Raw genomic sequence first — 14,970 nt, forward strand, 5'->3', positions numbered from 1 at the left:
ATTAAATTTGCACGAAATTTTGAAAAAATGAGCAAGGTAAGAGTGCGATTTGCACCAAGTCCAACCGGACCTTTACATTTAGGAGGAGTAAGAACCGCTTTATATGATTATCTTTTTGCAAAACATAATGGCGGAGATTTTGTGTTGAGAATTGAAGATACCGATACTGCAAGATATGTGGAAGGTGCGGAAGAATACATAATGGAAGCGTTGGAATGGTGTGGAATAATTCCGGACGAAAGCCCAAAACATGGAGGAAAATATGCTCCTTATCGCCAAAGCGAAAGACGTGATATTTACGATAAATATACCTCCGAAATTTTAAAAACCGATTATGCATACATCGCATTTGATACACCGGAAGAATTGGATGCAATTCGTGCTGAATATGAAACTAAAGGTGAAGTTTTCGCATATAATTATGATACCCGAAATCGTTTAAGAAATAGTATTTCACTTTCAGAAGAGGAAGTTCAGGAGCTTATTGATGCAAAAACACCTTATGTTGTGCGTTTCAAAATGCCAACCGACAGAATATTAAATCTTGAAGACATCATTCGTGGAAAATTTTCTGTGAATACCAATACTCTTGATGATAAAGTTTTGGTAAAAAATGACGGAATGCCAACCTATCATTTTGCCAATATCATTGATGATCACGAAATGGAAATTTCCCATGTTATTCGTGGCGAAGAATGGCTTCCTTCCATGGGTTTACATATTTTATTGTATGAAGCAATGGGTTGGAAAGCTCCGGAATTCGCTCATCTTTCTTTGATTCTGAAACCGGAAGGAAAAGGAAAATTAAGCAAAAGGGACGGAGATAAATTCGGATTTCCTGTATTTCCTCTCAATTTTACAGATCCTGCAACCGGAACAATTTCAAAAGGTTATCGTGAAGAAGGATATTTGCCGGATGCTTTTGTTAATTTTCTGGCTTTATTAGGATGGAGTCCTTCTGATGACAAAGAAATACTTTCTCTGGATGAAATGATTCAGGAATTTGATCTTCACAAAGTGCATAAAGCAGGAGCACGATTCAGTAAAGAAAAAGCAGAATGGTTTAATCATCAATACATTCAGCTAAAATCGAATGAAGAAGTTTTAGATTTACTTAAAAACACAGATGAAGTAAAAAATTCAGGAATTTCTGATGAAAAACTTTTGAAAATTGTTTCATTGATGAAAGAACGAGCTACTTTTGTAAAAGACATTTATGAAAATGGAAAATTCTTTTTCAAAAGACCGGAAACCTTTGATGAAAAAGCCACCAAAAAAGCATGGAATGAAGGTACTTCAGAAATTATAAAAGAGCTTTCATCTGCATTATCTACTCAAAATTTTGAAGCAGAATCTTTAAAACAATTCATCCATGATTTTGCAGAAAGTAAAGGTTTGGGAATGGGAAAAGTGATGATGCCACTCCGTCTTTCATTAGTGGGAGAACTGAAAGGGCCTGATGTTCCGGATATTTTGGAAATCCTTGGAAAAGAAGAAAGTATAAATCGCATGGAATTCGCAATTAGTAAATTGTAATAGAATCCCAATAATTTTTATAAATTTGAAAGATTAATTTATCCAGAATGGAATATTTAAGTTTTGAACTTCCTATAAAAGAGTTGATGGATCAGTATCAAACCTGCTCCCTCGTTGGTGAAGAAAGCGGTGTTGATGTAAAACTTGCTTGCAGCCAGATTGAAGACAAAATTCTCGAAAAAAAGAAAGAAATTTACGGAAACCTCACACCTTGGGAAAGAGTACAGCTTTCCAGACATCCGGATCGCCCTTACACATTAGATTTTATTGAAGGAATCGTGGATAAAGACAGCTTTCTGGAACTTCACGGAGACCGGAATTTTGCTGACGATCCTGCAATGGTTGGTGGTTTAGCTACAATTGACGGAAATCGTGTCATGCTGATCGGAACCCAAAAAGGAAGAACTACAAAGGAAAGACAACGCAGAAGATTCGGAATGAGCAATCCTGAAGGTTATAGAAAGGCCTTGAGATTAATGAAATTAGCTGAAAAATTTCATATTCCGGTAATTACCTTAGTGGATACACCCGGAGCTTATCCCGGTTTGGAAGCTGAAGAGAGAGGACAAGGAGAAGCAATTGCCAGAAATATTTATGAAATGACCATTTTGAAAACTCCTATTTTTACCTATATTATTGGAGAAGGAGCAAGTGGTGGCGCTTTAGGAATTGGTGTTGGAAACAAAGTGTATATGTTGGAAAATACTTGGTATTCTGTGATAGCTCCCGAAAGTTGTTCATCCATTTTATGGAGAAACTGGGAACATAAAGAAGATGCTGCCAATGCATTGAAACTTACTCCAAAAGACATGTTGGGCAATAAACTTATTGATGGAGTCATTGAAGAACCTTTAGGTGGTGCACATTATGACCCTGAAACGGCCTATAAAAATTTAAAACAATCCATTCTTCAAAACATTAAAGCTTTTTCTAAATTTACAGGAAAAGAACTGGAAGAACAGAGACAGGAAAAATTCATTGCAATGGGTGAATTTAAAGGATAAAAAAATTCCGGCCTTCAGCCGGAATTTTTAGTAAATTTCTCTTTTATCTTTATTTCCCTTTTTTCATAATAGGAGCATTCAATGTAATAGAAATATCTCCTTTTATATTTTTAGTTGCGCTGTATTTTGCATCACAGATAGAAGAACTCAGAGTATAATTCCCTTTATCTACCAATATAAAATTCTGATTATTGGCAGGAACTGTAAGATTGTAAAACTTCTTTCCGCTGATCTTCACAATAAGATTGCATTTGGATTTATTAACAATCTGAACGTACGCTTCCGTGCTGTTCGGATCATTATTAAACATATGCGTTAGAAGTTCTGCTGTTCTTTTATTTTTTTCACTTACTCCGGAACTTACGTTTGGACTTGTACTCATGTTTGGACTTGTGCTTACGTTTGAATTTGTACTTCCGCTTTTAACTTCCGTTTTTAATTTTTCCTTATCCAAAGATTTAACTACAGGTTTTGCAATTTTCTCCTGTTCTTTCGGAGTTTTCTCACTATTCACCAAAGCCAAAAGTTTTCTTTTAAATTCTGGCGTTCTGGGATGATCTGGGTTATTCTTGATAAAAGTTGCCACCACTCTTGGATCACTACTGCTTTCAGCCTGTTTTTCTGTAATCACCTGAGAATATGACAGAAAAGAGATCAGGAGAAAGAAAAGATAAATAACTTTTTTCATATTGTTTTTCAACTTAAATTTAATGACTGTTTAAATTTTCTAAACGCAAAAATCGACTTTTTAGTTTATATTAAATTTCATATCTTTGCACCGCTCAAAAAGAGTACTAAATTACGAATTTTTTAAATAAAATATATCATTATGTATACACCAGCTGCTGCAGACGTAGCAAAATTGAGAAACACAACAGGTGCAGGAATGATGGACTGCAAAAAAGCTTTAGTAGAAGCTGAAGGAGATTTCGAAAAAGCAATTGAAATCCTTAGAAAAAAAGGACAAAAAGTAGCTGCTAACAGAGCCGACAGAGAATCTTCCGAAGGAGCTGTAATTGCAAGAGTAAATGAAGATAACACTTTAGGTGCTGTTATTTCTCTAAACTGCGAAACTGACTTTGTTGCTAAAAATGAAGCTTTTGTAGAATTAGCATACGAACTTGCTGAACAAGCAATGAACTATGCTTCCAAAGAAGAATTTCTTGCTTCTGATTTCCATGGAGTGACTGTAGCTGATAAACTTATTGAGCAAACAGGAGTAATCGGTGAAAAAATTGAAATCGGTGCTTTTGAAACTATTCAGGGACCTTTCGTTGGAGCTTACATCCACGCTGGAAACAAAATTGCTGCTATTACTTCCCTTTCCGGAAAAGTAGACGGAGCTGATGAAGTGGCAAAATCTGTGTCTATGCAAGTTGCAGCGATGAATCCAATTGCTCTTGATGAAACTAAAGTTTCTCAGGATACAATCAACAAAGAATTGGAAATCGAAAGAGAACTTTTAGTAAAAGAAGGAAAACCTGAAAATATCATTGAAAATATCCTTAAAGGAAAAATGCAAAGATTCTACAAGGATAATACTTTGGTTCACCAAGCTTTCATTAAAGATGGAAACGTATCTGTTGCTGATTATGTGAAATCTGTAAATGCAGATCTTAAAGTATTAGGATATGTAAGAGTTTCTCTTTCATAATTTAGAAAAACATTATATTGAATAGAAATCCTGCTGAAATTTAGCAGGATTTTTTGTTTCGAGTAAATATAGTATTTTTGTCATCCGTTTTACCTTTATGGGAAGTAGCTGTTTTTCAAAATATTATCTGGTTATTCTATTTATTTTAGGGTTTTCCTTTAGTAATGCTCAATATATTAGCGTTGATACTAATTATACTCCTGAACAACTTGTAAAAGATATTTTTTTTGGCACACAAAATACTTGTATTTCTGTAGATAACATCAGTATTAATGGAAAAGATTTCGGAGGTGGAGATAAAAGCTGGGGATATTTTAATAAAAATGGAAGTTCCTTCGAAATGGATGAAGGAATAATTCTTTCCACAGGAATTGCACCAAACGCAATAGGTTCCAACACTGGAATTCAGAGTGCTACCAATGGAAGCTGGAGTGGAGATTCGGATTTGGAAAATGCAGTTCAGATAAGTAATACTACTAATGCTACAATTTTAGAATTTGATTTTATCTCTTTAATAAGCAGCCGAGTTAGTTTTGATTATATGTTTCTATCCGAACAATATTTACGAAATGGCGATCCCGGTACTTGTGGATATACGGATGGTTTCGCATTTCTCATTAGAAAAGACGGAACTCAGCAATATACTAATCTTGCCGTTATTCCTAATAGCCAAACTCCCATCACTTCTAATAATGTAAGAGGAAGTGGAGGAAAATGCCCTCCAAATAATGAAGAATATTTTGGACATTACAATCCTGATTTGGGACCCACTAGTTTCAATGGACAAACAAAGATTCTAACTGCCGCCACTGATGTTATTCCCGGAGATAAATATCACATCAAATTAGTAATTGCGGATCAGGGAAATGGATTATATGATTCAGGAGTTTTTCTGAAAGCGGGAAGTTTTCTGGGAAACAAAGATTTAGGACAAGACCGATTAATCTCAAACGGAACTGCACTTTGCGAAAATTCTACTTTACTTTTGAATGCGACAACTGCTGGTTCGACATATCAATGGTACAAAGATGGAATACCAATTGCAGGAGCAACTTCGGCAACTTATAATGTAATCGAAGCCGGATTTTATGAAGTGATCATTAATTCTTCCGGATGTAAATTAAAGGGCTCTATTAAAATAGAGTATACGGAAAAACCAATAGTTATTGAGAAAACTTTTACCAATTGTGATGAAAATCTTGATGGACAAATTTCGGTAAATCTTCAAAATTTTAACAATCAAATCATTACCAATTACAATCAAAACTTCAATGTAAAATATTATTTAAATTTAGCAGATACTACTCCACTTCCTGATAATTGGAGCTATTCTGGTAATACAACCATCTATGTTCGTGCAGAAAGTGGAAACTGTCCACCAATAACAAAACCTGTTCATCTCAATATCGGAAATCAAATTATCTTGAATCATCCTGCTGATGTAGAAATTTGCGACAACGATTTGGACGGAAAAGCATCTGTTACTCTTTCTGATTATCATACTTTATTCACTTCCGATTCTTCCGTTGCAGTTAGTTATTATTCTTCAGAAAATGATGCTAAAAATTCAACCAATCCTATTACAGATTCACAAGTAACTTTCAATACTTCTCCAAAAACCTATTATTATCGATTTGAAAGCTCAACTTTTTGCCCACAAATCGAACATATCAATTTCATTATAAAATCTCCGGAAAAATCGAATACACTTACAGATCAAACTATTTGTCCAAATGCAACCACAAAATTGGAAGCAGAAACTACTTTCAAATATTATAAATGGATGAGTGAAAACGGAGATATAATTGCTGAAGGGCAATTTGTAAACTTTGTAGACAATATTGGAATAGGAAAATATTTTGTGGAACTTACTTCCCAAAATGGCTGTATCTATAAACAGGAAGTAAATGTTTTTGCTTCTGAAACACCTGTTATTTCTAATATTGATGTAAACGGAAATACGGCAACCGTTTTTGTAACAGGTGGAACGCAACCTTATCAATATTCTTTAGATAATATTAATTTCCAAAGCTCGAATATTTTTTATAATGTTTCCAGAGGTCTTCATACAGTTTATGTAAAATCCGGTGATGGATGTTATACTGTAGAGGAAAAATTCCTGATTATCAATCTCATAAACGTCATTACACCAAACGGTGATGGGATCAATGATACTTTAGATTATAGTGATCTTAAAATTAAAAAAAATGTTTCTATTCAGATTTTTGATCAATTAGGACAATTGATTTTCAAATCAGAAGGAGAAAATTATATTTGGAACGGAAAACTTTCCGGAAGACCGGTTTCCACTGGTGCATATTGGTATATTTTAAATTGGGAAGAACCTGATACTAACATCATAACTTCATACAAAGGTTGGATTTTTGTAAAGAACAGAAACTAAGCTACTTTGGTAAATTTTAGCAAATAAAATGTTACATTTGCAAACAATCTGATTTAAAATGAAAAGATTTTTACTATTTGTATTATTTTGTTATTATTTTATTAATATTTATGCTCAGCTTGATAGGGAGCATTGGTTTGCACCGATGGTGGATCGAAATATTCCCGATTTTTCCTCTGCTGCTATTCAAAGAGTATATGCCTCAACCAATGAAACAACTCCTTTTCAAGTTAAAATATATAGTAACAATATTGTAATTGGAACTATAAGCATTAGTAAAAATAATCCAAAATATTTTGACATTCCAAGAAATAATATTATCACAAAAAATACTTCCGATTTATTTAAACCTGTTAATAAAGGTATTTATCTTAAGGGAGACAAACCTTTCTTTGCGAGTTTAAGATTTTCTGTAAAACAACACGCCGAAATTTTAACATCTAAAGGAACGTCAGGTATAGGTAAAGAATTTTATGTTGCTACAGCACCAATTACAACATTTTCATTCAACAGCAATCTAAATTTTATGACAAGTGTATTGGCAACAGAAGACAATACTCAGATTACAATCAATGGTTTTTCTCCAAATCTAATATTTTCAGATGGTATCAGTAGAAGCCAGTTTTCTTTTACTTTAAATAAAGGCCAATCATACATTATTGATGGCTTAGATAGCAACTTCCAAAACTGGACTGGTTTTATTGGAGCAAAAATAACAGCAGATAAACCAATATCAGTAACTAATGGAAATTATAATGGACAATATGCAGGAGATTTTTCAACTTCTTCAGATATTTTAATGGATCAAAGTGTTCCTTTAGATAAATTAGGACAAGAATTTGTCCTTATGAAAGGAAATGGCTCTACTTCTTCCAATATGGAGAAAGCATTGATTATTGCTACTGAAAATAATACTCAAGTTTTTTTAAATAACTCTGTAACTCCTGCTACGACTTTAAATGCAGGACAATATTATTTAACTCCTAATAATGCTTATATAAATCAGGGATCTGATCATTATAATATGTTTATTAAAACCACTAAAAATGTATATGTATATCAGCTATTAGCTGGCACAGCTAGCGGAAGTGTAGAAGCAACGGGTGGTATGAATTATATACCTCCATTAAGCTGCTATTTACCAAAAAAAATTGACGAAATAGGATTAATAAATCAGAATAAGGTCTTTATCAATAATATTAATGATTATAAGGAAAACATACCAACCAAATTAAACATTATCACGGAAAAGGGTGCTACAATTGAAATTAAAAGAAATGGAGTCCCATTGAATCTTGGTTCAAGCAATGGACCTTTCATTGTAAATGGTACAAATAATTGGGTCACATATACTTTAAAGGATAATACTTCTCCAGGAGATACTGTTTATGGCAATATTTCTGTTACTTCTTCAAATGCTGTTACTGCCGGTATTTCAGCAGGAGATGGCGCAGTTGGTTATGGTGGATATTTTGCAGGATTTTCCTACATTCCCGCTATTCTGAAACAAGAAGGAGAATGTCTTCCAGGCGTGAAACTATCTGTTACTGAAGGTTTCAACTCTTATTCATGGGTAACTAAAGATATAAGTGGAAGTTATATTCCTGCTCCAGGAATTAATAATCAAAATGTATATGAACCTACACAAGCTGGAATATATGCAGTAAAAATTCAACAAGGTTCTTGCCCTGAAATACAGACACCAGATTACAAGTTTTTTAATTGTACTACATATACCAATGTAGATTATAACATTTGTACCACGCAAACTATTACTCCTGCTTTTGTATTAAGTACGCAAACATTAAATCCTCCAACTGTAAAAATTGATACTGCTCCTACAAAAGGAACAATAGCAATACAAACCGATGGAAAGATCATCTATACTGCAAATCCAAATGCTACAGGAATTGATAAATTTAAGTATTCCTTCTGTGGAAGTGGAACTATTCCGGATTGTGAAACGGTACAAGCTACTATTAATATCAATCAAATAGAAAAATATGATGTCGTTTTAAACAGTTGTTCTACTAGTGGTATTGCAACTTATAATTTATCTAATGCTGCCGTAACACCTAATACGAGTGTAACAAAAACATATTATAAAGATGCCGCTTTAACTCAGCCAATTCCTGCATCTGATGTTACAAGTTACACTTCTGCAGATGGATTTGTATATGTGAAGTTAGAAAATACTTTTGGTTGTACAGCCGTCGCAAAAATTGAACTAAAATCCATATTAGCACCTGAAGTAAAACCTAATCTTTATACCAAAACACATTGTGATGAAGAAATAGATGGAATTATTGATGGAGTCTATAAAATGGATTTGAATGAAATCACTCCCTTTGTTTTACAAAACGCATCCTCTTATACTGTACGATATTATGATAACCAAATAAATGCTGGAGCAGGAGGTACTAATAACCTCACCGGTATTTTCAATTTTACAGGAAATACTTCTGTCTGGATAAGAGTGGATACATCAAACGGATGTCCATCCGATATAAAAGAGATACCTATAAAAATTGGAAGTAAAGTTTCTTTAATTACTGCATCGGCCACAACAACTGTATGTGATCAGAACACCATTGGTTCGGAAACAATTGATCTTTCAGATTATCTTCCACTTTTCACAAATGTTACTACTGCTACTGTAAAATATTATAACTTATTAGCTGAAGCTCAGAATAACCAAAATGCACTCTCCCAAAATCAAACTATTTCCGGAGATAAAACTTTTTATTACAGAATAAGCATTTCAGGATTTTGTGATGCTATCGGAAAACTTGATGTATTATTAAAGACCGCAACTCCATCTACTACACTTGCTGCAACATATACAATATGTGAAGGAAGTACCATTACTTTAGACGCAGGTGCCGGTTTTAGTAATTATTTATGGAGTAATGGTGCAATTTCTCAAACTATCACTGTAGGAGGTGGAACCTATTGGGTAGACCTCACCAATTCTTTAGGATGTATCTATCGTCAGCAAGTAAAAGTGATTGAATCTCCAAAAGCTCAGTTAAATATTGTAGATTTCAATAAATGTGATACAGATTTCGATGGAAACATCAATATCAAATTTTCAACAGATGTAACGCCTGTTATTCTAACTAATTCCGCAATTTATACAGTACGTTATTATGCCACTCTTCAACAAGCAAATGCAGGTTTAAATAATAATCTTTCGGATAATTGGACATATAATGCGGCTACAACTATTTATGTAAGAGTAGATTCTAATTATTGTCCTTACATCGTAAAAGCTATTGATTTTGGTTTTACCAACTCTTTAGGTTTAATTACAGAAAATGCAACACAAGGTGTTTGTGATAATGATTTGAATGGCAGCCAGTCTGTAAATCTTGCCAATTATGTTCCTTTATTTATAGCCAACACAAGCGCAACAACAAAATACTTTTCCACACTTCAAGATGCAAAAAATAACACCAATGCAATTTCAGCTTCGCAAACTATTACCGCTGACAAAACTTTCTATTATAGAATTAGCCTTAGTGGATATTGCGATAAAATTGGAACTTTAAAATTAGAATTAAATTCTTCAACTCCTTCTACAACATTAGCGCCTAATTATACAGTTTGTGAAAATGAAAAAATTAACCTAGATGCAGGATCTGGATATATTTCATATCTATGGAGTACTGGTGAAGTTTCACAAATCGTGAATAAAGGAAAAGGAACGTATTGGGTAGAACTTACCAATGCTGATGGATGTGTCTATAAACAAACCGTAAAAATTGTTGATTATCCAATTGCTCGTCCTAATATTAATGCCTTCAATGGAATGAAATGTGATGAAGACTTTGATGGTATTATTCATCTTAAATTTTCCACTGAAGTTACTCCGGTTATTTTGTCGAATGCATCACTTTATACCATAAACTATTATGCTGATTCGGCTTTAACACAAGTTTTACCTGATGATTGGTCGTACAATACGGCAAAAACTATTTATGTAGAAATAAAATCTCCATATTGCCCTACTGTTAAAACATCAATAAATGTAGGTTTCGGAAATAAAATTACATTACTCACCAATAGTTTTCACGCTAAAGTATGTGATGATAATTTGGATGGTATAAAATCTGTAAATCTGTCGGATTACAAGCCTGAATTCACTACTAATAATTCGGTTACAGCAGATTATTTTGATTCTCTTACAAATGCTCAACAAAACATAAATCCAATTTCTAATACTATTGATATTAGCGGAACTAAAACATATTATATTCGTTTTTCTCAATCAGGAAAATGTTCAGAAATTGGTGAATTAATTGTAACTGTAAAAATTCCTAAAACCTCTGATATACTGAAAGATCAACAAATATGTCCTGATACCACTACAGTTTTAGATCCAGGTTCAGATTTTGATGCTTATCTATGGAGTACTGGCGAAAATACAGCTACCATTAATGTTGGAGCAGGAGAATATTGGGTAGATCTTACATTTGATGGTTGTACTTACAGACAAGAAGTTTCCGTAACTGAAGTTGATCTTCCGGTAATTACTTCCGTAGAAATAGTAGGAACTACGGCTACCATACATGCAACAGGTGGAAATCCTCCATATCAATATTCACTGGATGGTATTCATTATCAAAATTCTAATGTATTTACCAATGTTCCTTACGGACAAAATACTGCTTATGTGATTTCAGCTGACAATTGTGCTCCTGCAACACAAGTTTTCACTGTGATCAGACTGCTTAATGTCATTACACCAAATGATGATGGCTACAATGATGCCTTGAATTATTCTGATCTTACTTACAAAGAAGATGTTTTACTAAAAGTATACGATAGAAACGGAGTAAACATATTTACAGGAGATAAGTCCAATAATTTTATTTGGGATGGAAAAATCTCTGGAAACCCTGTAAAAACGGGAAGCTACTGGTATATTGTAAAGTGGCGTGATCCCGGTTCTCAAGCTGTAAACCAACATTCAGGATGGGTACTCGTAAAAAACAGGTCGTTTAATGATTAAATTATAGAAAAGCAGAAAAATTTCTGCTTTTTTATTTTTATTTAACATTTTCCGGTAAAAGTTTAACCAAACTTTAACCTGCTCTAAATATCTAATAATAAGGAATCTCCAAAAAACTTATTTACTTTTGTTCAAGATATATGAAGAGAATATTTAGCTTAGTTTGTGTTTGTGTGCTTGTTCAGTTACAAGCGCAATTTTTTTCGGGAGAGGTTTTTATTCGTGATAATTCCAATTATTATCTCAATCAGGTCTTCGTTACAAACCTCAATGATTTCAAAACAATCCGTACAGATGTATATGGAAAATTTCATATTAAAGCTAAATTGGGAGATGTCATTCGCTTTACTTCTATTGTAACGGATAGAAAAGATATCAAAATCACAAAAGAATTTTTAGAAAACGAAACCAATTTCGTAGAATTGAAAATTGCATATTATGATATTCAGGAAGTAGTCATAAGCAAATTCAAGCCGAGTGGAAATCTAAGAAAAGATGTTCTTTCTCTTAAAACCGGAGAAAAAACGATGGCTCTACAAAAAGCAATTGGACTTCCACAGCCAAAAGGAGATGGACTACCAACTCAACTTCCCGTTGCAAGTTTTGCAGATGGCGGCCTTACTTTCGGGCTTAATAGCATCTATGACCTAATCTCTGGAGAAAAAAAGAAAAAAGAAAGATTATACCGATACGAAAAGATGATTGTTTATGTAAAAGAAATTCGGCAATACTTTGGAAACGAATACTTTGCAAGCATGAAAATTCCGGAAAATCTTATTGATAATTTTCTTCAGTTTGTTTATAGTTCAGATAATCTCACTTCTTATCTGGAGGCAAACAATTTCAATATGATAGCAGTATATATCGAAAAGTACCAGCCTATATATCAAAAACGTCTAAAAAACTCTTACCTATTAGAGAATATTCAATAAAATTTGATTATTTTTACACCAAATGATTTTAGCATTCATGATAATTGTTTGCAAAAAATCTGACATATTCACAGGTAAAAATTCCTATATTAGCAGCCCTCAAATCTTCAATATACTGTAGAGATGATGTTTTTGTTTGATAATATGAAAAAGAAATTATTTCTTTTCTTAAGCCTTTTTTTTATTAACCATCTTTCGGCTCAGATGAGAATGAAAGATTATAGTAATATTCTTAAAAGTAAAAGTATATATGAAATCAATGCTTTTTTAAGAGATGCTCATCCTGATGATCCGCGAAGATCTGTACTGAAGCCAAAAGTGATGAAGATGATGAAGGAGTACATTCAAAATGCACATCCTGCCGACCAAAGAGTAAAAGAAATGCAGGAAATGCTTGCGCTACTAAAAAGCAGGCCTTCAACAAAAATTTCGTTTGAAGAAATGAATGCCATCATCAAACAAAAGCAAATTGCTAAATACAAGGCAGATTTGGAAACCTCGAAATCAAAAATATCAAGTACTGAAAATAAAGCAAAAACAATAACCGAAACTCCTTCCAATAGCAACTCTAATTCTACAACCACTGAAGTAAAGACTCAGGAAAATCCTGAAGCAGAAGAATTTGCAATGCTGATGAATGAATCACCACTGGATCACAAAATGAAAACTACAAAAATCCTTAATTCTCTTTTTGATAACGACCCAATGAGTAAAGAAAGCATCATAATGGTTCAAAACAAATCCGACTGTAATATTATTATGCGAATAGAAGGAGCCGGAAACACCAAATATAGGATAGCTGTACCTGCAAAAAGTGAAAACTCAATAGTTGTAGAAAAAGGAGATTATCTTTTCTCAAGCCTTGTTTGTGGTGCTCAATATGCTTCTCAAAAAACGGTACAAAAAGCAATGATGATTTCTTTGGGTAATCCGGTTGCTATCAGTAACAATTCCAAATAACAAAAAAATTTTTGAAAAAAGAAAATATCTTTAGATATTAGCATAATTAATATATGGGTAAAAATAAATTAGCCAGATTTGCAGAAAATAAACTTCTTCCGAATGTTATTCAACCTACACGAGAAGAAGCATTAGAAGGCTTTCATCTAAAAGGAAAATGGAGAAATGAGGTTTTTAAAAACAACAATCCAATAGTACTGGAACTTGGCTGTGGAAAAGGCGAATATTCTGTAGGAATGGCAAAAGCATTTCCTGACAAAAACTTTATTGGTGTTGATATTAAAGGAGCACGTTTTTGGTTCGGAGCAAAAGAAGCCGTTGAAAAAAATCTTAAAAATGTAGCATTTCTACGTACTCAAATAGAACTCATAGATTGTTTTTTTGACCAAAATGAAGTGGATGAAATCTGGATCACATTCCCGGATCCGCAAATAAAATACAAACGCACAAAACATCGTTTGACCCATTCCGATTTTCTCAATAGGTATAAAAAAATTCTAAAACCTAATGGAGTTATTCATCTGAAAACCGATTCGGAATTTCTTCATGGTTATACTCTTGGTCTTCTGCAAGGTTTAGGATATGAAATCATCACTGCACATCATGATATTTATGGAGCACCCGAATATGAACCCGGAACTGAACATTTACGGGAAATTAAAACCTATTATGAAGAGCTTTTCTCAGCAAAAGGAAAAACCATAACCTATATTAAATTTAGAATTTCATAGATTATAAATGAAAATTAATATCTTTCCGCTATTTACTTTCATAGCTCTAAACATTGCATGTTTGGCTACTGCGCAAAAGAAATATGACAAAAATTTGATTTATAGCCAGAATATTCAGGAAATAGAAGAATTTCTTCAGACTGCACATCCAGAAGATCCCAGAAGAACTGTCCTGAAAAAACGGCTTATAAAGCTAAAAAATGAAGCTTGGACAAAGGGCAAGGAAACAGCAAAACCTATGGCTGCAAGACCATGGATAATTGACATTCCAACCTCTATTTTAAATAATAAGAATCCTAATATTAAAGAAACGGAAGAATTTCATAAATTATTGAATGAAACTTCACAAGAGCATAAAGATAAAACCATAAAATTGCTCAATACTCTTTTTAACGAAAACATCCACAATACTGAAGCTATTTTGCTTATTAAAAATAAATCAGACTGTGATCTTATTTTGAGAGTTAATGGAAAAAAAACATACAATTTAGCCATTCCTTCGCATGGAGAAAACTCTTTGGTTGTAGATAAGGGAGAATATTCTCTATCCAGCAATGTCTGTTCTATAAGCTATCAGACGTCTAAAAACATTACTCAAAGTTTTATGATTGTTCTTAATAATCCTGAAATTATGAAAGACAATTCCGCTGCTCATGTTTCTCAGAGTTTCTCTAAAATGAAGTAAAAATGCATAAGAATATTTAAAAAATTACGGCTCGCCTTTGGCGAGCCGTA

At 33.2% G+C, this 14,970-nt stretch carries 10 protein-coding genes; 9 read left to right on the plus strand and 1 reads right to left on the minus strand.

All coding sequences use genetic code 11. The features are described from left to right. Positions 1 to 27: 27 nt before the first annotated feature. Entirely contained in the window at positions 28 to 1,536 is a 1,509-nt protein-coding gene (gene gltX / locus AC2A1C_RS07780) for a glutamate--tRNA ligase (RefSeq protein ID WP_484024993.1), read from the plus strand. Between the two features lie 47 nt (positions 1,537 to 1,583). Then, on the plus strand, positions 1,584 to 2,540 hold the full coding sequence (locus AC2A1C_RS07785) for an acetyl-CoA carboxylase carboxyltransferase subunit alpha (protein WP_484024995.1): 957 nt from the start codon (positions 1,584 to 1,586) through the stop codon (positions 2,538 to 2,540). 49 nt (positions 2,541 to 2,589) lie between these two features. Here AC2A1C_RS07785 and AC2A1C_RS07790 read toward each other — a convergent pair whose 3' ends face one another. Then, complete coding sequence (locus AC2A1C_RS07790; RefSeq protein ID WP_484024997.1) at positions 2,590 to 3,228, minus strand: DUF6759 domain-containing protein; 639 nt, start codon at positions 3,226 to 3,228, stop codon at positions 2,590 to 2,592. A gap of 141 nt (positions 3,229 to 3,369) precedes the next feature. On the opposite strand from AC2A1C_RS07790, the gene tsf reads away from it, so the two are divergent. The 7 genes from tsf (at position 3,370) to AC2A1C_RS07825 (ending at position 14,920) form a co-directional block, all read left to right on the plus strand. Continuing rightward, complete coding sequence (gene tsf, locus AC2A1C_RS07795; protein ID WP_484024999.1) at positions 3,370 to 4,194, plus strand: translation elongation factor Ts; 825 nt, start codon at positions 3,370 to 3,372, stop codon at positions 4,192 to 4,194. Positions 4,195 to 4,291: 97 nt separating this feature from the next. After that, positions 4,292 to 6,598 (plus strand): choice-of-anchor L domain-containing protein, encoded by a 2,307-nt coding sequence (locus tag AC2A1C_RS07800; RefSeq protein WP_484025000.1) that lies wholly within the window; start codon positions 4,292 to 4,294, stop codon positions 6,596 to 6,598. A gap of 58 nt (positions 6,599 to 6,656) precedes the next feature. Beyond that, positions 6,657 to 11,612, plus strand: coding sequence for a T9SS type B sorting domain-containing protein (locus tag AC2A1C_RS07805; protein ID WP_484025002.1), 4,956 nt, complete (start codon positions 6,657 to 6,659; stop codon positions 11,610 to 11,612). Positions 11,613 to 11,752: 140 nt separating this feature from the next. Then, a complete protein-coding gene (locus tag AC2A1C_RS07810) occupies positions 11,753 to 12,544 on the plus strand; it encodes a hypothetical protein (RefSeq protein WP_484025003.1) in 792 nt (263 codons plus the stop codon). A gap of 144 nt (positions 12,545 to 12,688) precedes the next feature. Beyond that, positions 12,689 to 13,504 carry a DUF6759 domain-containing protein gene (locus AC2A1C_RS07815; RefSeq protein ID WP_484025005.1) on the plus strand — a complete coding sequence of 272 codons (816 nt, stop codon included), beginning with the start codon at positions 12,689 to 12,691 and terminating at the stop codon, positions 13,502 to 13,504. Between the two features lie 53 nt (positions 13,505 to 13,557). Continuing rightward, on the plus strand, positions 13,558 to 14,235 hold the full coding sequence (trmB, locus tag AC2A1C_RS07820; protein WP_484025006.1) for a tRNA (guanosine(46)-N7)-methyltransferase TrmB: 678 nt from the start codon (positions 13,558 to 13,560) through the stop codon (positions 14,233 to 14,235). Positions 14,236 to 14,242: 7 nt separating this feature from the next. Then, positions 14,243 to 14,920 (plus strand): DUF6759 domain-containing protein, encoded by a 678-nt coding sequence (locus AC2A1C_RS07825; RefSeq protein ID WP_484025007.1) that lies wholly within the window; start codon positions 14,243 to 14,245, stop codon positions 14,918 to 14,920. The last annotated feature ends 50 nt before the right edge of the window (positions 14,921 to 14,970 follow it).

Source organism: Chryseobacterium sp. HNCC26DJ241 (assembly GCF_057180505.1).